The sequence below is a fragment of the Pseudobacillus sp. 179-B 2D1 NHS genome, assembly GCF_045370945.1.
In the GTDB taxonomy this organism is placed as follows: Bacteria; Bacillota; Bacilli; order Bacillales; family Domibacillaceae; genus Pseudobacillus.
In genome coordinates, this window is the sequence record NZ_JBIQDP010000010.1 from 14,418 (window position 1) to 37,360 (window position 22,943).

Sequence of the window (22,943 nt, forward strand, 5' to 3'; positions counted from 1 at the left end):
AAGGGCCGTCTTAAAGTGATGAAATAATCATCTATAAGACAGCCGATTTATTTAACCTTCTGTAATTGGTCCGCTTTGATGAAGCGGCGGCGGCATAAGCCAGCCATTCTCTTTATTTAACTGAAGAAAACGGCCACCAAGAGCAGCTTTCTGATTGTGAAATTGTAAAAACATTGCAGCAATATCCTCGCGGATACACTGGCTAATCATTTGACTGCAAGCGACTAAGCTAGCAGCAATACTGCCTGACATAATAGTGGAAATTTCATGGTCTTGAAAACGGGCTCCAGGAGGAATGCTGTTCACATCTGCTTGTGGGCGTTCCATCGGTCCTGCAGGAAGTCCGACCCCATTTTCTTTCAATAATGGCTCAAGCTGTGCTGCTTCTGACTGTGCTTGCCGAATAGATTCTTCTATGAGCTCTCTCAACTTTTCATCGCCCGCATGATTAAGCAATGTCTGTTGAACTCCGATTGCTCCGTTAGCTTTCATGAGGGCCGTCCATACACCGACTACTTCTCCATAATGCATTGGTTCGTTCTTAGGGTTTCCACTTAAAATTCCCATAATAACCTCCTGGCTACATCTTTCATTTTTGTGTTTTATCCACATCTCTAGTTTGGCCTTCTTCACTCTTTTTCATTCCATAACAAAGCGCGATACCGTATGATTAAGACAAAAAGGAGAACATGGCTATGAGGAATATTCCTTCCTTTCTTGTCCGTTTCCATAAAGTCATTCTTTTTTTGTGGCTTGCTGCCGCGATTATCATGGGGGTTTTTGCGACTAAACTTCCTTCCATGCTTGAGGGTGATGGATTTCGGACAGACGGAGAGTATGAGCAAGTCCAGAAAGACTTAACTGATACGTTTGATTTCCCTGAATCAACAATTATGGTGCTGTTTGAAAAAGAGAAAAAGGAATCAAAAGCAGCATTTGAAGACAAAATTGGATATACACTGACTGAAATAAAAAAGTTAGGCCTTGCATCAGCGATTGAATCACCGTTAGACAATACGTCACTTATGAAAAAGATACCGCTTATGCGATGATACATATTGATGACAAGACAGCAGAAATGCCAGCCATTATTAGCGATATAAAAAGCAGGTAAAAGAAAAAGAAGGCATCACCTTAACAGGAGGACCTGTTATTTCTGAAGATATTAATAAAGCGAGTCAAGATGATTTAAAACAGGCAGAACTTATTGGCCTCCCTGTTGCATTGCTCGTTCTTTTGCTTTCATTTGGTACACTTACTGCTTCTATATTGCCACTTATCGTCGGAGGGATAACTATTGTTATTGGTTTCGGCTTACTTACCTTTATTGGAAAAGAAGTAGAGCTGGCGATTTTTATTTTAAACATTGCACCGATGGTCGGCCTCGCCCTGTCTATCGATTTCTCTCTCCTGTTCATTAATCGCTATAAAGAAGAATTCCAGAAGCAGCCGAAAACAGAAGCCTTAATCGTAACGATTAACACGGCAGGGCATTCCATTTTATTCTCAGCTGTCTGTGTATTTATCGGTCTCGGTTCCATGATGTTGATTGATGTGGATATCTTTAAGAATGTCGCTATTGGCGGCATGGTCGTCATTGCTATTGCTGTGCTCGGATCACTTACACTACTACCGGCCCTTTTATACATTCTCGACGACCGAATTTATAAGTGGCGCATTCTTCGGACAGACAAAGATAATAGTGGCCGCTGGCGAGCATTTGCCTCTATGGTAATGAAGCGTCCGGTCTTAATTACCATCGCCGCAACGGCCATTCTGATCGCCGGTGTTATGCCTGTACAGGATATGAAGCTATCCATACCGACAGCCGATTCCTTGCCGAAAACCTTTGACTCACGAATAGCCTATGAGAAAATTGAACGGGACTTCATGCAAAGAAATAAAAGTATCCTTTATGCTGTTGCTGAACGAAAGGATGGTTGGCTAGATGAAGCTGGCCTGGAGCAAATGAAGGGACTAATAGACTCTTTCCTCTCTGAAAAGGAAGTAAATGAAGCTGAGTCAATCTTTTCGATCAGCAAACTATCAGAACCCCAGCAAGTCGCAGCCGCTCTTGAGCAGCCGCAAATGAAAGCAAAGCTGGAACCAGCTGTCCAACCGTTTGTTCGAGGGGACAAGCTGTTAATTCCCATCCACTTGAATGTGGAAGCAAATTCAGACGCTGCCCAAAGGCTGGCCCGCGAGTGGAGCGAAGAAGACTGGCCAGTAAACATTCAATTCGGTGGACAGCCAAAGTTCAATCAAGAAATTTATGATGAGATTTTTGATAAAATCGGTCCTATTCTCGCGATTATTTTATCATCGACATTTATCATTCTTATGTTCGCCTTCCGTTCAATCATTATTCCGCTTAAAGCTATCTTAATGAATGTTCTTGGGCTTACCTCCACATTCGGCATTCTCGTCTGGCTATTTCAGGGAGGGCATCTCGGACTTCATGAAATGGACATTTCGTTAATTTTGCCGGTGCTCGTCTTTAGTCTCGTTTTTGGCTTAAGCATGGATTATGAAGTCTTTTTAATTTCCCGGATTCGCGAATATTACTTGAATACAGGAGATAATACTAAGTCTACCGTGGAGGGACTTGCCAGCACGAGTAGAGTTATTACTGCCGCTGCATTAATTATGATTGTGATCACCGGGGCGTTTGCTTTTACCGGTGTTGTACCTGTAAAACAAATTGGCATTGGCATAGCTCTTGCTATTGCGATTGACGCGACGATCATCCGCCTCCTCCTTGTGCCAAGCTTAATGAAGCTGCTGGGCGATTGGAATTGGTGGTATCCGTTTCGAGCGAAAGCGGCAAAGAAACCAAACGAGCACGTATAAAGACAAAAAGGGTGACCAAAAACTTCTCGGTCACCCCCTTCCTTTATTTACGCCTATTTTTTCTCCCTTGCCGTTGTCTGGCTGACGGTCGATCCTTTTTAGAAGAACCAATGGGCCTCTGATTTCTTTTATTATCCACGGGCGGAGCAGCCTGCTCAACGATTTTCCGTTCAAGCGGCCGACCCAGTCCATTTTCAATAAGACGAAGGAAGTCTTTATCCTTCAAGGCAGCAAACGTATAGGCTTCTCCCTTTTCTCCGGCTCTTCCTGTACGCCCGATCCGGTGGATATAACTTTCCATATCATGCGGGATATCATAGTTGAATACGTGGGTAACTCCTTCTACATCCAACCCGCGGGATGCCACATCTGTTGCCACAAGCAAATGCAATTCAGCGTCACGAAATCTTTTCATGACCCTTTCTCTTTTCGCCTGAGACAAGTCTCCATGCAATTCATCAATATTATAGCCTTTTGCCTTTAACTCATCGCATAGCTTGCTGACGCGTCGTTTTGTCCGGCAGAAGATGATGCCTAAAAAAGGTTGGGCCTCATCAATCACTTCACACAGTGCCTGTTGTTTACGGCGGTCGGTCGTTTCAATCACAAACTGTTTCGTCTGTTCCACCGTTACCTCTTTGCTCTTCACATGAACGGAGCGTGGATTTCTCATATATCTCTTCGCCAGCTGACGGACATCTTTTGGCATGGTTGCCGAAAATAAAGCCGTTTGCCGTGTAAAAGGTGTCTCTCTAATGATAGCCTCCACTTCATCTAAAAAACCGATATGAAGCATTTGATCAGCCTCATCGAGCACAAGCATCGACACGTCTGTTAAATCAACCGTTCCACGGCGAATATGATCGAGTAATCTTCCTGGCGTAGCAATCACAATATGCACTTGCTCATTAAGCCGCCGAATCTGCTGTTCCACATCTTGTCCACCGTAGGCAGCAAGTATATGTACGCCGCTCTCTTCTGTCAGCAATCCGCGCAATTCTTCCGTTATTTGCAAGGCCAGTTCTCTTGTTGGCGTGACAATTAATCCTTGAATCTCACCTTTTTGAATATTTATCTTTTCAAGCAAGGGCAATAGAAAAGCAAATGTCTTGCCTGTTCCTGTTTTTGCTTGAGCAATCACATCTTCTCCTTCTAACAAAAGTGGGATTGCTTCTTTTTGCACGGGGGTGGGTGATTCGATATTCTTTTCTTTTAATTTTCCAGCCCACACTGTGCTGACTCCTAAATCTGTAAATTGATTCAAACTCTTCACCTCTTTTTTCCATTATACATAAAAGAAGAAAAAGTGCAGATAGAGCTTATTGATTCTCTTTAGTGAATAAACCACCATTGTCTTTAAAGATAAATAGGTAGATACACAATTTAAAGCGCCATCCCGTGTGATAGGGATGGCGCTCTTGCTAATTAATGAGTCGACATATTGCCTGGTGCACCTGTTGCTGGTGCATATGATTGCATCATCTGCTGCATATCCTGCTGCGGAAATTGCGGCACCTGATAGTAATGATGCTTATTTTGATAAATAGACAACTCGTATGCCATCTCAATACAGTTCGGGATTGAATCAGCCAGCACACGGCGTACAACCGGATTTGTTGATTCCAGAGCAGCCATTGTTTTCATGGAAGCCGTTGACTTCATGGACCCCAGCATGGCACCGGAAATAAACGCATCGTTAATTTCAGATGTCGATTGCATTGGTTTTTTCGGCTGGGTTGGTGTTAAGCCGTAGATGAAGTCATTATCCTGCTTCATTTTATAACTTTGTGTCGGCACAGCCGGGTCCTGACCGGACTGGAAGCAATCCAATGTTGTGTTGTACTCCTGTTGCATGAATTGGTATTGACGGTCAAGAATATCGCGCAGCTCCTGATCTTTCACGTGAGAACGAAGCATCATGTATTCATTCATCGTACCTACCGCACCGGATAAGACTTCATGAACATCAAGCACCTCGTGAGCTCCGTGATTCATTTGTGGCGAAACGGCACCTGCATGCATGTTCGTATGAGTCTGTTCATTTTGATTCATCAAAGTAAATCCCTCCTGTAGTTGAGTGGTACGCCGTTAGTATACAGCTGCTTATTTTGATTTATACAAGCAAAAACAGACAAATTCCCGAAGTATAAATGCCGCATATAATACTGGGACTGCACTAAATAGGAGGAGATCTTTTATGAATAGACAACGTCATTTAGCTTGGCATGAAACAATGGAATTACATGAACTAACTGTATTTCAATCGCTCGGATTGATGAAGCTAAAGAAAACCTTTCCGAAAATTACAGACCCAGAATTAAGAACCATTTATCAGCAGACCATTAATAGTCTCACCGGTAATATTCAGGAATTGCTCCGATTTTACAGAATGGTGCCACATCCCGGACGTGAAGAAGAAACAAGAGCAGATGAACTGCCATTTTATGCTGGGGACCTTCTTGCCTTCCTTAAAACAGCGGTCCGAAACCTAGCTATTGCTATTACAGAAACGGCTACCCCCGCCTTAAGAACCGTGCTCGTTAAACAGTTGAATGGCGCGATTCAAGCCCATACTTCCATCTATAACTACATGTATAAAAGGGGGTATTATCCTTCATACGACTTAAACAAATTATTGCAAAATGATGTCGCCCTTGCTAATCAAGCGTTGACCCAAAAAATGTAAGCATAACTATCTGGATTGTCTTACACAGGCAATCCGTTTTTTTATTTTTTCTCTTTAGGATAGATATTGATCATAGAGAATAATTTTTTGGCTAAGAATCACACTACCTTTATAAGGAGGGTGAGTGCATGGAACATACGAAAGCGCTATTGATCAAATTTGTCGCAGTAACAGCAGCTGTATGGATCATTATGGGTGTATTTTACGGAGTTGATTTCGGGGAAATCCTAACCATAAGTATTCTTTTAACTATTGCTGCCTATATTATCGGCGATTTGTTTGTTTTACCTCGTTATGGAAATATGACAGCAGCCGTTGCTGACTTTGGCTTAGCATATATCGGTATTTGGCTGATCGGAAGCGTCGTTATTAACGAAAATATTTCACTTGGATGGGCTAGCTTCTCTACAGCACTGGTGATTGCCGCTGCAGAAGTTCTCTTCCACTTTTATATGATGAGACGCGTTTTTACACAAGATCAAAACAGAAGTCAAATTCAGCAAAATCCTGCTCTAGCTACTGAAATGGCAGAAGAAACAGACATCCATAAAGATGATAAATAAACCAGCGGCCATAAAGGCCCTGGTTTTTTCTTGTTCATGAGCAATTTTCTTGTCCATCGTTTTATTTTCAGGTACTATTTAAGAGTGAAATATTTAAACGTTTAAATATATTTCGAAATGAGGGAAACTGATGAAACTTGAAGGAAAAGTAGCCATCGTAACTGGCGGTGCAGGTGGCATCGGCCGTGGCATTGCACTAGCAATGGCAAAAGAGGGTGCTCACGTAGCCATCGTTGACGTGAATGAAGAAAATGGTAAAAAAACTTTAACAGAAGTGAATCAATTAAATGAGGGTCTTCTTTTTATTAAAGATATATCTGTACAAGAAAACATTGAAACCATTGTAAGCGAAGTCGTTAATCACTTCGGTAGAATTGATGTGTTAGTAAACAATGCTCACGCATCTAAAAATGTTCCTTTTACAGAAACAACCATGGAGCACTTTGACCTTTCTTTCGGCACAGGTTTTTATCCAACTTTTAATTTCATGAAAGCCTGCTATCCTGAGCTTAAAAAAACACAAGGTAAAGTCATTAATTTTGCCTCCGGAGCAGGCCTTGAAGGGCAGGTTACCCAAACTTCCTATGCGGCAGCCAAAGAGGCTATCCGCGCCATTTCGCGCGTAGCTGCCAATGAATGGGGGCCAGACGGCATCAACGTCAACCTTATCTCACCAATTGCCTTGACGCCAGGTGTAGAGTATTGGCGCGAGAATAATAAAGAAGCGTACGATGAGATGCTTCAAAAGATCCCTCTTCGCCGACTTGGTAAACCAGAACAAGATATTGGCCGGACGGCTGTCTTTTTAGCAAGCGATGACGCAGATTATATTACTGGACAAACAATTATGGTTGATGGTGGTTCCATTAAACTACGTTAATGGAGGAATAATGATGAAACGATTAGAAAATAAAGTAGCTATTATCACAGGCGGTGCTTCAGGCATGGGAGAACGCATGGCGCACCTTTTTAGCCAAGAAGGCGCAACTGTAATTGCTGCCGATATTAATGAGGCCGCACTGGAGAAAATCAGCGAATTTGACAACATCCATGCCATGAAATTGAATGTTGCCTCTGAAGAGGACTGGCAGCAGCTATTAAAAGAGGTAAAAGAGCGCTTCGGCAAAATCGATATTCTTGTGAACAATGCTGGCATTTCCTCAGAAAAGCCTGTTGAAGAAGTAAACATTGATGATTGGCAAAAAATGCTGACAATTAATGGCTTTGGCCCCTTCCTCGGCATTAAGCATGTTGTTCCTTACATGAAGGAGCAGAAGAAAGGAGCAATTGTCAATATCTCCTCTTTCACAGCACAGATTGGCATGGGCTTTAATCCATATTCCGCTTCTAAAGGCTCTGTCCGGGCAATGTCAAGAGCGGCAGCCACTCAATACGGCCGAGCGGGCATTCGCGTAAACGCCGTATTTCCAGGGATTATTGAAACACCGATGACAAAGAACTTAGAAGCAACAAAAGACTATGTCGAACAAATGGTAGCTGCTACTCCGCTGCAGCGCTTAGGACAACCTGAAGACATTGCAAATGCTGTTCTATTCCTCGCTTCCGATGAGTCTTCTTATATTACCGGAGCAGAACTCGTCATTGATGGCGGCTTTTCCGCTCAATAACCATCTTGCCCCTTTTTTAAAGGGGCTTTTTCTTTTAATATGATATGATAGAAAAAGTACGATAGAAAGCAGGGATTTTATGGAGCAAGAATCGATTTTTGAGCTTTTGCACACAATGGACCAGGTAACAAATAAACTGATTATCCAATGGAATAGAACGTTTAATGAAAATCTCGGCATTTCTCATATTCTCGTACTCAGTCACTTAAACGAACATGGCAAAAGCCGTCCGTCTGACATTGCTAAGGCCCTTGGTCTAACGCCTCCTTCTTTAACCCATCTATCTGAGAAGCTGATCAATAAAAAACTTGCCGTCCGGCTCGCCGATGAAAACGACAGGCGCATTCTTTATCTTGACCTGACAAAACTCGGATATGAAATGTTGAGGAAAGCGTACAAAGAAGGACAACAGTTGCGAAAGCAGCTATTTGAAAAATTAACAGCAGAAGAACGCAAGCAACTATTAGCAATTTACGAGAAGCTGAATAGCTAAATGACGTTTTTTCTTTCCATAGAAACAGGCTTGCTCATGTAGCAAGCCTGTTTCTATGTCTGTTTCAGAAAATCTTCTGAATTGTTGCGAATCTTCCGAGTAGCAGTGGCCTGATTTACTTCAAGAGCAGCAGCAATTTTCCAAGCGGTTTTGTACTTGCTGCTTGATGTAATTATCCTTTCTTACTCCACCTCTTCCACTAGACCTTCTTTCCTTTTTGATAGCATCTTAAAGCCTCTACCAAACGAGTATTTTACACAATTAAAACCCCAGCTGAAGCAGCCTGGGGTTTTGCAAATAATAGGGGCGATGAAATTTATTGTTAGTGCCCGCCAAGATAGGCCATTTTTACTTCTTCACTTGCTTGCAGTTCTTCTGCTGTTCCAGAAATGACTATCTGTCCTGTTTCCACTACGTATGCCCGGCTAGCAATTGATAAAGCCATATGGGCATTTTGCTCAACCAATAAAATGGTTGTGCCATCGCGGTTAATCTCCTCAATAATACGGAAGATCGTTTGAACAAGCAGCGGAGCCAGCCCCATAGAAGGTTCATCCAGTAAAAGGAGCTTCGGGCGAGCCATCAAAGCCCGGCCCATCGCCAGCATTTGCTGCTCTCCTCCGGAAAGTGTTCCGGATAACTGTTTTCTCCGCTCTTCGAGTCGCGGGAACAGCTCATACACCCTTTCAAAGTCCTGACGAACGCCTGCCGAGTCATTTCTTAAATAAGCACCGAGCTCCAAATTTTCTTCTACAGTCATGTTGGCAAACACTCGGCGTCCTTCAGGTACATGGGAAATGCCAGCTTTAACAATTGTTTGTGCAGGCTTTCCAGCGATTGACTTCCCTAGATATTCAATCGTTCCTTCTTTTGGCTTGAGCAAGCCGGACAGCGTTTTAAGCAATGTACTCTTCCCCGCTCCGTTGGCACCAATTAAAGTAACGATTTCTCCTTCATTTACATCAAGGGAGACTCCCTTTAACGCCCGGATATTTCCATAGTTGACATTGATCTGATTCACTTTAAGCATTGGCACTCTCCACCTCCTCACCTAAATACGCTTCAATAACTTTCGGATGATTCCGGATAACCTCTGGCTCGCCCTCAGCAATTAGCTGGCCGTGATCCAGCACATAAATCCGTTCACATATGCCCATTACCAGCTTCATATCATGTTCGATCAATAAAATAGTCAAGTTAAATTCTTTACGAATAAAGGCAATTAAGTCCATGAGTTCTGCCGTCTCTTGCGGATTCATCCCAGCGGCCGGTTCATCAAGCAATAACAGCTTCGGACCGGCTGCCAGCGCTCTCGCAATTTCTAGCCTTCTCTGTTGACCATAAGGGAGATTTTTTGCGACCTCATCTTTTAAATGATCTAGTTTAAAAATTTTGAGAAACTGGATTGATTTCTCTTCCATCTCTTTTTCTCCTCTAAAATAAGAGGGAAGACGTAAAACGGAACTCCAAATCGAATGCTTAGCAAGGGAGTGATAGGCAACTTTTACGTTATCAAGAACAGAAAGCTCATTAAAGAGGCGAATATTTTGGAAGGTGCGGCTAATCCCTCCACGGGTAATTTGATAAGGAAGCAAACCATTAATGCGCTTTCCATCAAACCAGATATCACCTTCTGTTGGCACATATACACCTGTGAGCAAGTTGAAAGTCGTTGTTTTTCCAGCGCCGTTCGGCCCAATCAGCCCAATCAGTTCCCCTTGATGAATTTCGATATTTATGCCTGACACAGCTTTTAAACCGCCAAATTGAATGCCTGCACCTTCGACATGTAGCAACGGCTTACTTGCCATATGAGTCCCCTCCTTTCGCATTTGTCCATTTGCCAAAGTAATCCGTAATCTCTTTTGTTCCCATCAATCCTTGAGGGCGATATAACATGACAATGACAAGTACAAGACTATAAATAATCATGCGCGTTTCCGGGTAGTCCTGCAGGAAAGTAGAGACAATCGTTAATAAGATCGCTGAAATAACAGCTCCCGACAAACTGCCGAGACCACCTAAAACAACAAAAATCAAGATATCAAAAGACTTTAGAAAACCAAAGTTTGTCGGCTGAATGATATAGAAGTTATGAGCATACAGCCCGCCGGCAATCCCAGCAAAAAAGGAGCCAAGAGCAAAAGCAACGACCTTATAGTATGTCGTATTAATCCCCATTGCATCTGCCGCGATTTCATTTTCTCTAATGGCAATACAGGCACGTCCATGCCGTGAGTTCGTAAAGTTCACAATAACGACAATAGTAATCAAAAGACAAATAAAAGTATATGTCCAATCTGTAAAGTGGGAAACCTGCATTCCTGCAGCCCCGCCAACGTAATCAATATTTAGAAAAACAATCCGGATAATCTCTGCAAATCCCAATGTAGCAATAGCCAGGTAATCTCCTTTCAAACGCAAGCTCGGAATTCCAACCATTAAGCCTGCTAAAGCAGCGACAATTCCGCCTACAATTAATGCGGCCACAAAAGGAAATTCCAATTTCATCGTAAAGATAGCAGAAATGTAAGCGCCTACAGCCAGAAATCCGGCATGACCGATCGAGAATTGACCGGTAATTCCTATAACTAAATGCAGACTGACTGCTAAGATAATATTGATAGCTATAAATATTAACGTATTAGCATAGAACGGATTTAATGATCCGGAATTAATTAAAAATTGTACGACTCCATAAATCACTATTGAGAGAATAATAAATAACCAAAACCCTTTAGCTTTTTTCATCTGCCCCACCTACACTTTCTCTCTAGTATTTTTGCCAAAGAGGCCCGATGGTTTAAAAATAAGAATTAATATTAAGATGATAAAGGCGGCGGCATCTCTCCACAGTGAATAACCGAAGGCACTGACGATTGTTTCAACCACTCCAAGCACAAGTCCGCCAACCATCGCTCCCGGAATGATACCAATTCCGCCTAATACTGCCGCTACGAATGCCTTTAAGCCTGGAATAACTCCCATCAATGGATCAATCTTTGTGTAATAAGTTCCAAAAATGACTCCGGCTGCCCCTGCTAGTGCTGAGCCGATTGCAAATGTAAAAGAAATGGTTCGGTCAACGTTGATTCCCATCAATCGGGCTGCTTCTGCATCGTAAGAAACCGCACGCATAGCTTTTCCCATTTTTGTGCGATGAACGATAAATTGTAAGATAATCATAAGAATAATAGAAACAGAAAGAATTAATAAAGACTGGCTGCTAATGTTTACTCCAAAAATCTCAAATGTCTTGCTGGGAAAAACGTTAGGATAAGCTTCCGGCTGGGCTCCTCGAATATAAATAACCCCATATTGAATAAAAAGTGATACCCCGATAGCTGTAATCAGAGCAGCAATTCTGGTGGCATTGCGAAGGCGTTTATAAGCTACCCTTTCGATAACGACTCCCACTACAGCACAAACCGCCATAGCAAGCAAAAGGGCCGGCAGAAAACTTAACCCCCAGCCGCCAATCGCGTAAAATCCAATAAATGCTCCGATCATGAATACTTCCCCATGGGCGAAGTTAATTAATTTAATGATTCCATAAACCATCGTATAGCCAAGGGCTATTAATGCATAGATACTGCCGAGTGATATACCGTTGACAATCTGCTGTACCCATTCCATGATTCTCACTCCTTTTAAACAAACTTTTGCATCCTGTTTATTTTTACCGACGAAAAAACTGAAATGGGAGGATGCTCCTCCCATTTCTCACATACTAGCATGATGGACAATTGTTCATATTAAGGGTTAATTTTTGTTTTAAAGACTTGCTTGCCATCTTTGTACTCTAGAACAGTTGCCGTTTTGATCGGGTTGTGATTTTCATCAATCGTAAAGTTACCAGAAACGAGTGACAGATCTTTTGTTTCTGCTAGAGCGTCTTTAATTTTTGTTGAATCAGTGCTTCCCGCACGCTTGATTGCGTCCGCCAACAGATATACAGAATCATAACCAAGAGCATTAAACGCATCTGGTGATTGATCTTTATTCTTAGCCTTAAATGCTTCTACGAATTTTTGAATCTTTTCATCTGGGTCTCCAGAAGAATAATGGTTGGTGATAAATGTGTTATTTAACGCATCAGCACCGGCTAATTCAATAAGCTTTGGTGAATCCCAGCCATCGCCGCCCATAAATGGCGCTTTAATGCCCATTTCACGTGCTTGCTTGATAATTAATCCAACTTCCTCATAGTATCCAGGAATAAATACGAATTCCGGATTCGCTGCTTTAATGCGTGTTAACGTAGAGCGGAAATCAGTATCCTTAGCTACGTATGCTTCTTCCGCAACAACTTTTCCGCCGGCTTTCTCAAAAGTCTCTTTAAAAGAAGCAGCTAGGCCTTTTGCATAGTCACTTGCACTATCTGCAAAGATGGCGGCATTTTTCACTTTTAAATCTTTAGCTGCAAAGTTGGCAGCCACTGTTCCTTGGAATGGATCAATAAAGCATGTACGGAAAATAAACTCATTTACTTTATTGTTTGTCCCTACTGTCACGTTAGGGCTCGTGCCCGAAGGAGTGAGAAGAACCGTTTTGTTATCATCAGCTATTTGAACTTGCGCTACAGAGTTACCGCTTGTTGCCGCTCCGATAATAGCTGTTACTTTTTCCTGGCTTGTCAGCTTGATCGCCGCGTTGGTTGCTTCCGCTGCATCCGATTTATTATCTATTTTAACTACTTCGATCTTTTTACCGTCAATCCCGCCATCTTTGTTGATTTCTTCAACAGCGAGGTCTACTCCCTTGCCAATGGATTGTCCATAAGAAGCTACTGCTCCTGATAATTCGAGGTTGGCTCCGATTTTAATGACATCTCCGCCACCGCCAGAACCACCGCTTCCTGATTCTCCGCCTGCACAACCAGATAATATACCCGCTACTAAAGTCGCAGACAAAAGCATGTGAGGAAGCTTTTTCTTTAATCTCTTTCTCATAATAATCCCCCTATTTTCTGATTTTTCTAACAAATGAAAGCGGTACATTGTAAATCTCCCCTTCTTTCATCATTAGTAAAAAATCAAATATTTAGTATTACACAATAGTATTTTAATCTAAACTGACTATTTAGTCTAGACTTAATTTTCTTTTAATTAATATATTTCTGAATCTTTATTAATATACAACTTTTATTTTTAAACCACACTATCTACCTAGTGAAATTCCTTTAAAAACCATTGCCAAACGACAATACTACAAAAGTAACCGTTTCTTGATCTTTAAGAAAATCAAAAAAGCCACTCCCTCTCATTTACTGTACATAGTTTCATATACTCTGCTTCTTTTGCTTTAATGCTGTGCACAAGAAAAATAAAATGATAGACAGATGACCACTAGTTATATCCGAAGCTGGCTGCCGCTCCCTCTGTCTTTTCTTCTTCCAAATCTGTGATCATTATTATTTACTTATCTAAAACATACTTTCTTGGGCAACTCTTTCATATCATAGTAGAACAATAGCAAAAATTTACTGGAGGGAGTACTTGTATGCAAAGCTGGATGGTTGAAATGATGGAGCAGTATGGTTACGTCGGTATTTTCCTCTTAATCGCGTTTGAAAATATATTCCCCCCTATTCCCTCTGAGGTCATTCTCACTTTCGGTGGGACGATGACCACTTTCTCAACGCTAACAGTTCCGGGAGTCGTATTGGCGGCTACAGCAGGGTCGCTTACCGGAGCAGTTATCTTATATAAAATCGGCAATTTGCTTGATGTAGGGCGTCTCGAGAAAATCATTGACCGATGGGGTCGTATTCTTCATCTGGATAAAAAAGATATTTACAAAGCGGACGGATGGTTTAACGATTATGGCTATTGGACAGTTCTCGTCTGCCGGGTTATTCCGCTCGTCCGCAGTCTTATTTCTATCCCTGCCGGTATGGCACGGATGAGGTTTTCATTGTTTCTGTTTTTGACCTCTGTCGGTACATTTGTCTGGAATCTTCTTCTTGTCTCGGCAGGTGCCTTTTTTGGCGAGTCGTGGGAAAAGATTGTTCTCTTTGTGGACATGTATGCCAATATTATTTATGCACTGATCGGCTCATCACTAACATGTTTTCTGTTTTTCCTTCTATTTAAAAAGAAGAAATAAAAAGAGAGTACATCTCTTGAGGCACTCTTTTTATAAAAATAGTTGATTATTGATTTTCGCTGCAAGCGGGCGGTTTGTGAGCCTCTTCGTCGCGCGCTCCTATAGGGTCTAACCAGAGCTCACTTTTTCCGTTGAAGTCGCCGCCTTCCACTACAATCAACTAGTGTATTCAGCTTTAATAGGTCCTATAAAATAGTAATGTCACCTGCAACAATGAGGGCTTTTAGTGTTAGCAGCAATTCATAGCTTACTTGCGGATCTCGCAAATCTTTATCAAGCAAGTATTCTATTTTTTCAACCCGGTAGCGCAATCCACTCATCGAAAGGGACAAGTCATTCATGGTTTTCTCAAGATTTCCACCATTGCTTAAAAATATATAAAGTGTTTTAACAAGCTCATTCTTCTTTGCTCCCTCACTTTCAAAGAGCGGCCCTAATAAATAATGAGCCTTCTGCTTCACAGCTTCCTTATCTTGCGAGCTTAACAAGATCCCTGTTACTCCTAAATTTTCAAAGAGAAAGAGTGTTTCGTTGTATGCGCCAATCTTCAAAGCAATGATTGCTTCCTTATAGTAAGTAGCAGCTTGCTCAATTTGTTTTCCTTTTGTGCTCACGCCCATTCGAAACAAATAAGCTGGGTATACGCCACCGAGATGGTCAATGAGACAACTGCATAATTCAGGAAGCTTTTCCTCTGTCGTTAGAGAATCTGTTTGAATGAGCAAAATAATGTTTCCATCTCGCTGACCAGTTACGAGCTGGACTTTTTGGCGCTTAAAATAGTGAAAGATTGTTTCCATTAATTGTTCATGAAAAAACAGTTCATTAACCGGATGGCTTTGTCTGCTCTGATAAGTTAATACAATCATCCGGAAAGACAGGCTCAAATCAATATTCATATAGCCGCCCCGCTTTAATATTTCTTGTTTCGACGGAAAGTAACCATTTAGTATTTGTTCAAGAAAATGTCCTTTCATTCTTTCCATTGCTTCAAAGCTCGTTTTTTCATTTAATAGATAAAGAGAGCAAACGGTAGCTGCCCGCTCTAATATCATTGAATCAACCTTAGGAAAGTCCCTAACACTGGTTTCATAAATGAATGAACAATAGCCCAATATCTTTTTTTGCAGCCGGATCGGAGTCATTAAACGCTGGTGCTGCTCATCCTTTAGTCTTTTCGTTTCTTTAATCGTTACCTTATCATCGCCTTGATGTAGCAGCTCTTTAAAGCCAGCCTCTATCTTTACATATTCCTCATCTGTTATCCCAGCACAAGCAAGCTTCTCAAAGTAAGTGTTTTCGATTAGGAGAGGACAACTTGTTGTTTCATAAACAGCTGCCGCAATAGACTGTAAATCATTTCCATTGATAACTTCTTCTGTCAGCCTTTCATGAATGATCGCTGCCTTTTCTAAGTTGTTGCGTTCTTCAAGCAACATATTGTAAGCAACTTCCAGTTCCTTTACAATTGTCTGATTCTCATAATAATTTAATTCTTCATCCGCTTTTCCCTGCCAACAATGAAGAGACTTGCCAATATAACGGCATACGGGATCTCCAGTCCCTTTGCAAGCAATTTCTTTAAAAATAACTGTGTGTCCGCAGACTGTCGAATAGTACCCGCTTGCATAGCCGATCAGTGTATGGCAAACAGGATGCTTTTCCACACCAAACTGTTTACTATTTTCCTCTGCTTCGTATGAGCTGTACCATATTCCTTCAACATGCACATCCTCTACCTTCTTATCGGGATGAAAGTGAATTTGGAATTTCGTTGTCTTTGCTTTCGTGTAACCCTTCAATGCGTGAAAAACGGACCCCTGTCTTAACACTTCCTCTATGGAAGAAAAGTCCTTTTTTAACGCTCGCTTCGCATCATTGACTCCAAGGTTCCAACCATAGCGAATAAGAAACCCTTTCATCCGTTCATTCCCGATGTTTTCTGCCAAGTCTTTACGAAGCGTGCCAAAAACAGCGGAAGAGGTCAGAACGATTCTTTCATCATCCAACTGTATAATCCCCTCTCGTTCTGACAGATGGAGGGAAGTCTCGGGAAAGGTCTGATTACTCATGCACCATCACCTGCTTTTCTTGCATGGTTTAATTATCACTCTGTGCCAACCGGGCTTTTGTGTGCATTTACCCATGTGTCAGTCGTCCATCCAGAAAGATCGTATTCACTCATTGCCTGATCAACAAATGCTTTGTACTTTGCCGTTTGACCTGACAACTCAGCATTTCTAAGCGTCTCCAGCCGAATATTCTCATGGTTTCCGGCGTAATTGAGCTCGTACAACTCGTTGCGACCACCAAACTCTGTGCCGAGGGCATCCCAAATCAATTTCATGAGTTTTACTCGTTCTAACGCATCAATTCCCGTTCCCTTATAATATTGGTCCAGGTACTGGCGGATTTCCGGATTTTCAAAGTCTTTCGCGCTGGATGGAAGTTGAATCAACCCTCCCGCTACTACTGTTTCAAAGATCTCTTTTACTCTTGGCCACACCATTGGAGCCAGAACCCGGTAAGCTGCGGCCGATTGTCCATTCGGAAGAACAACGCCGTTGTCTCCCTTTTCTGGATCTGTTGCCATAGCCGTGGAAAGTGACCAGAACATATTTCTCCAGGCGAGCACCTGGCCAATATTCGCTTGCACTCCTCTGAACCCTTTTGTACCGGATGCCTCTGTCGCTTTCATTAATAAGCCTGCCATGAAGTCCAGCTTCACTGCAAAGCGAGTGCACCCATGAAACGTATACCGATTCATCCAGCCGGTTTTGCCGCGAAAGCCGTTTGCAATTTCCACATTCCGGTAAGCGAGTACATTTTCCCACGGTACGAAAACCCGGTCAAGTACGATAACGGCATCATTTTCATCAAAACGGCTTGATAAGGGATAATCAAACGGAGTACCTAACTTTGCTGCTATCAGCTCATATGATTGCCGGCTAATTATCTTCAGCCCTGGTGCGTTCATTTCAACGAAGAAAATTAAAGCGTGGTCAAGATCATCCTTCGCCAGATCAACGGGCGAATAGTTTGCGACAAAATTATAATTGGTAATGGCGGCCGATGTACCGACCATTTTGGCACCGCTTACAATGATGCCATTATCCCGTTCTTCTACTACACGAACAAAGACATCTTGATTCTCATGAAGCGGTTTGGACCGGTCCATTTGCGGATTAATAATCGTATGATTACAAAATGGCACTTCCTTCGTTGTTTTTTCATACCATCGGCGTGCATTGTCTTCAAACCCTTTATAAAAGTTAGCATATGGTTTCAAATGAGCAGTAAAGGCTGCTTTATAATCAGGTGTCCTGCCCATAAACCCGTAGCTTAACTTGGACCATTCAGCGATGGCATCCCGGGCCTCCAGCAGTTCCTGGGCACTTGTAGACGGTTTAAAAAACTTTTGTGTTAAATGCCCCTCCTTTGTTTTTGTTGTTAAAATCGAGGCTGTGTCCGGTTGATGAAGTGCATCATACAAACGAGCCATCGATCTTACGGAATTTTGATAAGCCGGATGAATCGTGACATCCTCAATTTTTTCTCCATTTAAGTAAATAACACGTCCATCTCGCAGACTCTCAATATACTCCTGGCCATTCATCATAATAAAAACCTCCATTTGTCAGAAAATTCTTTCTGTTATCCTTATCATAATGAATGTTCCGTTATTTTCCTACAACAAAGACTTACTAAAAAATAATAATTATTAAACACTTTTTGTTTGATAACTTCAGAACCAGAATAGTAAACCATCCATATAACGTTCATGCTAATTAAAAATTCCGAAAAAACTGGATCTGAAAGAGTAGAAAAACTATCCTTTCAGATCTAGCTTTCTTTCTATCTTAATAATTAAGCCTCCATATACACCTCTATAGCCTGTACACCACGACTAAGACCGCTTTGCTTTGTGCTGTCAAAATAAATAACTGAACATTTTTCTCCGACAACACTTATTAAGAATGAAATATTATTTAATTTCTTGTACCGCTTTTAACAAAATAGGCCGTTAGTTCGTCTAGGCAAATCTTTTCAAAGAGAAGATTCATCGGTTTCACAGAAGAATAACAAACTGAACAGCGATAGGCGCGGGACAGGTTTGCGCAAGCAAACTTCCATGTTCCAGCTAATTCAGCAGGTAATCGTAAAACAGGCGGGTTGGATAGTTCAAATTCAACAGCTGTAAGCGAACCTCCTGTCAGCCCTGTTCCTTCTGCTTTGAAAAAAGACTCCTTCAGTGTCCAGTAGGTATATAACGCTGATAATTTTTCCTCCTCACTTTCTCTTGTCTGAAAAAAACGATGTTCATTTGGACTAAGAAACTCTGTCGCGACCGCAAAATCTATTTGACGGATCTTTTCTATATCAATGCCAATCCTGCCATTTGGGTGAACAGCACAAGCGATAAATTCCTCGGAATGAGAAATGCTTATCTGTCCCTCAAAATTCGCAACATAAGGTTTGCCATTCGCCGCTCTTTTTATCGGTTGATCTATAATTTGGTGACGTTCTGCTAAGTACCGGGCTAGTAAAGTGCCAATTAAAGAATTAATCTGATCTTCCTTCTTTCGATAACGAAGAATATAACTCTTCTCCTCATCTGTTAAAACAGAGTAAAGAGCAAATGGAATCAGTTCTATATCTGTTCTTTCGACAATAAAAAGCTCAATCAATGCGCTTAGCTCCTTAAAAATATTAAATTAGTAGCATAAGAGGACATCTTATCGATAGGATCCCCGGACCAAGAAAAAAACGCTTGTCTTTCAGGATGCACGTCTGCCCAAAAGCAAACAAGAAAGCATCCATGAAAGCAAGCGCTATTCAATATGTCATTTGTCTATATAGGTGCTGCTATCACTATGGGCGCGGAAAGTAACCAACTTTTGCAGCGTATGAGATCATTTTCTCAAAAAACTTCTCATCTATTTCCGGACATGCCACATTTGTATTTGCAAGCAACTTCTTTGTTTCCGGGCATGAGTAGCGGTAGGGAGAGTCCTTTGCCCCGTCTCCTTCAAGCTGAGCTATAGTCAACTGTAAAATTTCAGGATCGATATCGTTGTCGCCAAACAGCCAATTTTCGTATGCTTCTGGCTCCTTCAATTCAATGTTATAACCGCATTTTCTTAATTGCTCAATCATATCCGAATAATGGATTTGTACTTGGTTACAAATATGAAGCACCCGTCCGGCCGATTCCGGCTGCACCGCCAAGGCAACAATGCTTTCGCTTGCGTAATCAATAGGTGTGTAATCCACATACCACTCTACCTTCGGTGCAACTTTCAAGGACAGCATCGTTTTTAACATTCGGTAGTAGGCATTGCTGTCAATGTTCTTTTGGAATCTTCCAGTCTGTGAATGGCAAGTTAGATTGCCGGCGCGATAAATCGTAACTGGAATCTCCGCTTTTGCCGCAGCTTCAAATAATAGTTTCTCCGATTCGAGCTTGCTGTTTACATAGACATTTGTTAAGGAAGCATTCATCCAGTCATCCATACTTTGTAGGCTATCCCATTTTCCTTCTAAAGCAAGATCCTCCGGAATGCCTAAAGTAGAAATATAGTGAAAACGCAGCCCTTCTTTCTCTTTAGCAAACTTCAAAAGAGCTTCTGTGCTTTGCTTATTAACCCGAGAAAAGTGATCAACCTCTCCAAAGTGCCTAACATCCGCTCCACAGTGGATAATGCTGTCGATGCACGTTTCTAAATAGCTTCGATCCTCTGCAGACAACCCGAGGTCTTCTTTCTCTAAATCTCCTATAATCACAGTAATGCGCTGTGCTTCCTTTTCTATCTCTTCACCAAAATAATGAGTAAGAATATTCCACAGTCTTCCTTTTGCCTGCTCAGCAGAATCACCGCGCACTAAACAGTAAACGTTAGCTTCCGTTTGCGATAGTAATTGCTGTAAAATATGAGATCCTAAATAACCAGTTGCTCCCGTTAACAGTACGTGTTGAGTCGCAAGCAACTGAGCTGAATTTCCAGAGCCAATCTTTATTGGCCTTTCCGGTAAATCAATGATTTCATGAACAGCGGCTGTTTTTTCAGTATTTGCTGTAACAGCGGATAACTCTAGCGCCCGGGAAGCAAGTTCAGCGATGGTCGGATACATAAAAAAGTCATTAATTCTTAGTTGAGGATACTCTGGTTTTAATAGAACGAGAGTTTCCAGGATTTTAAGCGAGTGACCACCGATTTCGAAGAAGTTATCGTAAATATCGATAGCAGGTAGCTTTAAAGTTGTCTTCCATGCTTCTGAAATTACCTTTTCTGTTTTTGTCCGCGGTAAATTCTTAGCAACTGTCTGCTCTTGTTTCATGAGCTCATAAGTTGATAAAGTCCGTCGGTCAATTTTCCCGGAAGGCGAGACCGGCATTTCCTTTATATATTGAATATAAGTCGGCACCATATACTTAGGTAGCTTCTGCAAAAGAAAATCCCGTATTTCTAATTGAGATAATTCCTCTCCTGCCACACTTGTATAGAAAGCTGCAAGAACATTTAGCCCATCTTCATCCACTTTGGGAATGATGGCTGCATCTTTTATCAGCTCATAACTCGTCAACGCGTCCTCTACTTCACCAATTTCAATACGGTGTCCTCGGATTTTTATCTGAGAATCTTTTCGACTCACATATTCAATTTCTCCAGAAGGCAGCAGTCGAACGATGTCTCCTGACCGGTACAGAACAGAACTAAATGGGTCATTGAATATATTCGGAACAAATGCAGCCTCCGTCTTATCAGGCTGATTCAGATACTCACGTGCTACTCCTGCCGAACTGATAAGCAGCTCGCCCGGCACACCAATCGGACACAATTGATTTTCATCATTTACGATATAAACAGCATGGTTATGGAGTGGATGCCCAATTGGTACGGTAGGCGTATCTAGCATTTCCTCGTTTACTTTATAAAAAGTAGACATAACCGTACATTCCGTTGGCCCGTACATATTGTATATAGCAATATGCTTGCCGAATTTTTCATGGAAAGCGAAAGCTGTTTCCATGATTAATGCTTCGCCACCAATTGTAATTTGACGAATATTTTTAAACTTTTTAACTCCTTCACTTGAAAGCTTTGCGACCAGTTCATTAAAAAAGATGGTCGGCAAGATAGCGATAGATGTTACTCCCTCTCGCTCAATAGCCTCTGCAAAAGCTTCCACTGACATTCTTTCTTCGTCAGAAAGCAAATATAGTCGTGCTCCGTTAAATAGCGCGCTGAACGTATCATAAATAGAGGCATCAAAGCTATAAGGCGCAAATTGGCAAAGAACATCCTTCTCCGTAAATGCCATTTCCTGTGTAGACCAGTTAATTAAATTGATCACACCTCGATGGCGGATGAGCGTGCCCTTAGGCCGCCCTGTAGAACCTGATGTATAAATCACATAAGCAAGCTGTTCAGACGACGCTTCTACCTCAATAGAACTGCAAGGATACGCCGCAAAATCGGTCTCTGAAAAAATAGAGTATTTTTTGCCTTGAGGCAGCAATTCTCTAAATGAATCAACATAAGCAGAATCCACCAGGGCAATGGACGAATTCGTATCTTTTATAATGTAACTGTTGCGTTCAACTGGATGATCCGGATCAAGCGGTACATAGGCTCCGCCTGCTTTTAACACGCCGAGTATGGAAACGATGGTTCCAATGCTTCTTTTCATAAAAATAGGCACGAGCTCCTCTTTAGTTAAACCTTTTTGCAAAAGCATGTGCGCTACTTGATTTGATTGTTCTTCCAGCTCTTCATAAGTGATGCTGAATCCGTTGGAAGAAACGGCTGTTTGATCCGGAAAACGCTCAGCTGTTTTTGAGAATACTTGATGGATCACTGTGCCTTCGTCAAATGAAGCAGCCGTTTCATTTAAACGCTTATACATCATTTTCTCTTCAGTCGTAATGATAGGAATCGATTGAAAAGGAACATTCAGATCGTCAGCATTTAATATAAATTTGACAATATTTTCAAAGTACGCAGAAAATCGTTTGATCGTTTCTTCCATAAAAAGGGAGGAGTTATATTCAATTAACAATGATAAATCCGCGCCATCGGTAAACAGCCCAAAACCTAGATTCGTTTGTTCTATTCCAGGAAGGTTGCCAAAAGAGAAAGTTGTATAGTAACCGGGCTCCTCCTCTTTCTTGAGCACTTCCCTCCAGTTAAAGTGCTGATGCAAAGAGACATCTTCTACTTTTTGTGCCACTTGATTAAGAACATCCGCTAATGATTGGCAACCCGCAAAATTCGTTCTTATAGGTGCGATGCTTTCTCCGTCAACAGATATTCCGAGCATGATTTCTTCTTCATTCGCCAACCGATGCAGCAAAAAGAGATACGCAGAAATAAAGAACGTACGAAAGCTGCTATTATTTCTTTCTGCCCATGTAAATACATCTTTTACAGCGCATGATTCCAATGGCATAGAGAAGGTTTGAAACTGACTCTCTTTCAAGAGATGTTTTTGCTTATCAAGCGGCAGGTTCAAAGGCGGCAGCGGACTTTTCAATTCCTTCTCCCAATAATCTTTTGATGTCATTTCTGAAGAAAGTAAAACTTGGGACATTCATTCATACCTCCAATATCGTT

20 protein-coding genes are annotated in these 22,943 nt (G+C 41.7%); 8 read left to right on the forward strand and 12 right to left on the reverse strand.

The window, feature by feature from the left end; genetic code table 11:
• Positions 1-51 precede the first annotated feature (51 nt).
• Positions 52-567, reverse strand: coding sequence for a DUF3231 family protein (locus ACH0BF_RS11590; protein ID WP_340852484.1), 516 nt, complete (start codon positions 565-567; stop codon positions 52-54).
• 128 nt (positions 568-695) lie between these two features.
• Here ACH0BF_RS11590 and ACH0BF_RS11595 point away from each other — a divergent pair, with 128 nt between their 5' ends.
• On the forward strand, positions 696-1,052 hold the full coding sequence (locus ACH0BF_RS11595) for a hypothetical protein (RefSeq protein WP_406909412.1): 357 nt from the start codon (positions 696-698) through the stop codon (positions 1,050-1,052).
• Between the two features lie 112 nt (positions 1,053-1,164).
• Positions 1,165-2,850, forward strand: coding sequence for an MMPL family transporter (locus tag ACH0BF_RS11600; RefSeq protein WP_406909425.1), 1,686 nt, complete (start codon positions 1,165-1,167; stop codon positions 2,848-2,850).
• Positions 2,851-2,893: 43 nt separating this feature from the next.
• On the opposite strand, the gene ACH0BF_RS11605 is transcribed toward ACH0BF_RS11600, so the two are convergent.
• Positions 2,894-4,123 carry a DEAD/DEAH box helicase gene (locus tag ACH0BF_RS11605; RefSeq protein ID WP_120034552.1) on the reverse strand — a complete coding sequence of 410 codons (1,230 nt, stop codon included), beginning with the start codon at positions 4,121-4,123 and terminating at the stop codon, positions 2,894-2,896.
• Between the two features lie 152 nt (positions 4,124-4,275).
• On the reverse strand, positions 4,276-4,905 hold the full coding sequence (locus ACH0BF_RS11610) for a spore coat protein (protein WP_120034554.1): 630 nt from the start codon (positions 4,903-4,905) through the stop codon (positions 4,276-4,278).
• A gap of 142 nt (positions 4,906-5,047) precedes the next feature.
• Here ACH0BF_RS11610 and ACH0BF_RS11615 point away from each other — a divergent pair, with 142 nt between their 5' ends.
• The 5 genes from ACH0BF_RS11615 to ACH0BF_RS11635 all read left to right on the forward strand — a co-directional run bounded on the left by ACH0BF_RS11615 (position 5,048) and on the right by ACH0BF_RS11635 (position 8,220).
• Positions 5,048-5,536, forward strand: a complete 489-nt coding sequence (locus tag ACH0BF_RS11615) for a spore coat protein (protein WP_340852480.1) — start codon at positions 5,048-5,050, stop codon at positions 5,534-5,536.
• A gap of 128 nt (positions 5,537-5,664) precedes the next feature.
• Positions 5,665-6,099 carry a YndM family protein gene (locus tag ACH0BF_RS11620; RefSeq protein WP_120034558.1) on the forward strand — a complete coding sequence of 145 codons (435 nt, stop codon included), beginning with the start codon at positions 5,665-5,667 and terminating at the stop codon, positions 6,097-6,099.
• Between the two features lie 130 nt (positions 6,100-6,229).
• Positions 6,230-6,979 (forward strand): SDR family NAD(P)-dependent oxidoreductase, encoded by a 750-nt coding sequence (locus ACH0BF_RS11625; RefSeq protein ID WP_406909413.1) that lies wholly within the window; start codon positions 6,230-6,232, stop codon positions 6,977-6,979.
• 13 nt (positions 6,980-6,992) lie between these two features.
• A complete protein-coding gene (locus tag ACH0BF_RS11630; protein WP_340852476.1) occupies positions 6,993-7,727 on the forward strand; it encodes an SDR family NAD(P)-dependent oxidoreductase in 735 nt (244 codons plus the stop codon).
• A 79-nt stretch (positions 7,728-7,806) separates the two neighbouring features.
• On the forward strand, positions 7,807-8,220 hold the full coding sequence (locus tag ACH0BF_RS11635) for a MarR family winged helix-turn-helix transcriptional regulator (protein ID WP_120034564.1): 414 nt from the start codon (positions 7,807-7,809) through the stop codon (positions 8,218-8,220).
• A 322-nt stretch (positions 8,221-8,542) separates the two neighbouring features.
• Here ACH0BF_RS11635 and ACH0BF_RS11640 read toward each other — a convergent pair whose 3' ends face one another.
• The 5 genes from ACH0BF_RS11640 to ACH0BF_RS11660 form a co-directional block, all read right to left on the reverse strand.
• On the reverse strand, positions 8,543-9,250 hold the full coding sequence (locus ACH0BF_RS11640) for an ABC transporter ATP-binding protein (protein ID WP_120034566.1): 708 nt from the start codon (positions 9,248-9,250) through the stop codon (positions 8,543-8,545).
• Complete coding sequence (locus tag ACH0BF_RS11645; protein WP_120034568.1) at positions 9,243-10,031, reverse strand: ABC transporter ATP-binding protein; 789 nt, start codon at positions 10,029-10,031, stop codon at positions 9,243-9,245. The genes ACH0BF_RS11640 and ACH0BF_RS11645 overlap by 8 nt, the downstream gene beginning before the upstream one ends.
• Positions 10,021-10,971, reverse strand: coding sequence for a branched-chain amino acid ABC transporter permease (locus ACH0BF_RS11650; RefSeq protein WP_120034570.1), 951 nt, complete (start codon positions 10,969-10,971; stop codon positions 10,021-10,023). Before ACH0BF_RS11650 ends, ACH0BF_RS11645 begins: the two co-directional genes overlap by 11 nt.
• 9 nt (positions 10,972-10,980) lie before the next feature.
• On the reverse strand, positions 10,981-11,856 hold the full coding sequence (locus ACH0BF_RS11655; protein WP_120034572.1) for a branched-chain amino acid ABC transporter permease: 876 nt from the start codon (positions 11,854-11,856) through the stop codon (positions 10,981-10,983).
• Between the two features lie 119 nt (positions 11,857-11,975).
• Complete coding sequence (locus ACH0BF_RS11660; protein ID WP_120037916.1) at positions 11,976-13,172, reverse strand: ABC transporter substrate-binding protein; 1,197 nt, start codon at positions 13,170-13,172, stop codon at positions 11,976-11,978.
• 550 nt (positions 13,173-13,722) lie between these two features.
• On the opposite strand from ACH0BF_RS11660, the gene ACH0BF_RS11665 reads away from it, so the two are divergent.
• A complete protein-coding gene (locus ACH0BF_RS11665; RefSeq protein WP_340852468.1) occupies positions 13,723-14,328 on the forward strand; it encodes a DedA family protein in 606 nt (201 codons plus the stop codon).
• Positions 14,329-14,513: 185 nt separating this feature from the next.
• Here the strand turns inward: ACH0BF_RS11665 and ACH0BF_RS11670 are convergent, their stop codons facing one another.
• From ACH0BF_RS11670 to ACH0BF_RS11685, 4 genes are all read right to left on the reverse strand, one after another.
• Positions 14,514-16,400, reverse strand: a complete 1,887-nt coding sequence (locus ACH0BF_RS11670; protein ID WP_340852466.1) for a XylR N-terminal domain-containing protein — start codon at positions 16,398-16,400, stop codon at positions 14,514-14,516.
• A 35-nt stretch (positions 16,401-16,435) separates the two neighbouring features.
• Positions 16,436-17,947 (reverse strand): 4-hydroxyphenylacetate 3-hydroxylase family protein, encoded by a 1,512-nt coding sequence (locus tag ACH0BF_RS11675; protein WP_340852464.1) that lies wholly within the window; start codon positions 17,945-17,947, stop codon positions 16,436-16,438.
• A 370-nt stretch (positions 17,948-18,317) separates the two neighbouring features.
• The gene (locus tag ACH0BF_RS11680) at positions 18,318-19,016 is read right to left on the reverse strand and encodes a 4'-phosphopantetheinyl transferase family protein (RefSeq protein WP_340852463.1); all 699 of its coding nucleotides are present in this window, start codon (positions 19,014-19,016) and stop codon (positions 18,318-18,320) included.
• A 184-nt stretch (positions 19,017-19,200) separates the two neighbouring features.
• Complete coding sequence (locus ACH0BF_RS11685; protein WP_340852461.1) at positions 19,201-22,920, reverse strand: non-ribosomal peptide synthetase family protein; 3,720 nt, start codon at positions 22,918-22,920, stop codon at positions 19,201-19,203.
• Positions 22,921-22,943: the final 23 nt, after the last annotated feature.

Excerpts from the sequence above, each read along its gene's own strand:
- ACH0BF_RS11590 (WP_340852484.1), bottom strand. The coding sequence starts at position 567 with ATGGGAATTTTAAGTGGAAACCCTAAGAACGAACCAATGCATTATGGA.
- ACH0BF_RS11685 (WP_340852461.1), bottom strand. The coding sequence starts at position 22,920 with ATGTCCCAAGTTTTACTTTCTTCAGAAATGACATCAAAAGATTATTGG.
- ACH0BF_RS11595 (WP_406909412.1), top strand. The coding sequence starts at position 696 with ATGAGGAATATTCCTTCCTTTCTTGTCCGTTTCCATAAAGTCATTCTT.
- ACH0BF_RS11625 (WP_406909413.1), top strand. The coding sequence starts at position 6,230 with ATGAAACTTGAAGGAAAAGTAGCCATCGTAACTGGCGGTGCAGGTGGC.
- ACH0BF_RS11640 (WP_120034566.1), bottom strand. The coding sequence starts at position 9,250 with ATGCTTAAAGTGAATCAGATCAATGTCAACTATGGAAATATCCGGGCG.
- ACH0BF_RS11675 (WP_340852464.1), bottom strand. The coding sequence starts at position 17,947 with ATGATGAATGGCCAGGAGTATATTGAGAGTCTGCGAGATGGACGTGTT.
- ACH0BF_RS11665 (WP_340852468.1), top strand. The coding sequence starts at position 13,723 with ATGCAAAGCTGGATGGTTGAAATGATGGAGCAGTATGGTTACGTCGGT.
- ACH0BF_RS11630 (WP_340852476.1), top strand. The coding sequence starts at position 6,993 with ATGAAACGATTAGAAAATAAAGTAGCTATTATCACAGGCGGTGCTTCA.
- ACH0BF_RS11615 (WP_340852480.1), top strand. The coding sequence starts at position 5,048 with ATGAATAGACAACGTCATTTAGCTTGGCATGAAACAATGGAATTACAT.
- ACH0BF_RS11655 (WP_120034572.1), bottom strand. The coding sequence starts at position 11,856 with ATGGAATGGGTACAGCAGATTGTCAACGGTATATCACTCGGCAGTATC.
- ACH0BF_RS11635 (WP_120034564.1), top strand. The coding sequence starts at position 7,807 with ATGGAGCAAGAATCGATTTTTGAGCTTTTGCACACAATGGACCAGGTA.
- ACH0BF_RS11645 (WP_120034568.1), bottom strand. The coding sequence starts at position 10,031 with ATGGCAAGTAAGCCGTTGCTACATGTCGAAGGTGCAGGCATTCAATTT.
- ACH0BF_RS11620 (WP_120034558.1), top strand. The coding sequence starts at position 5,665 with ATGGAACATACGAAAGCGCTATTGATCAAATTTGTCGCAGTAACAGCA.
- ACH0BF_RS11650 (WP_120034570.1), bottom strand. The coding sequence starts at position 10,971 with ATGAAAAAAGCTAAAGGGTTTTGGTTATTTATTATTCTCTCAATAGTG.
- ACH0BF_RS11670 (WP_340852466.1), bottom strand. The coding sequence starts at position 16,400 with ATGAGTAATCAGACCTTTCCCGAGACTTCCCTCCATCTGTCAGAACGA.
- ACH0BF_RS11660 (WP_120037916.1), bottom strand. The coding sequence starts at position 13,172 with ATGAGAAAGAGATTAAAGAAAAAGCTTCCTCACATGCTTTTGTCTGCG.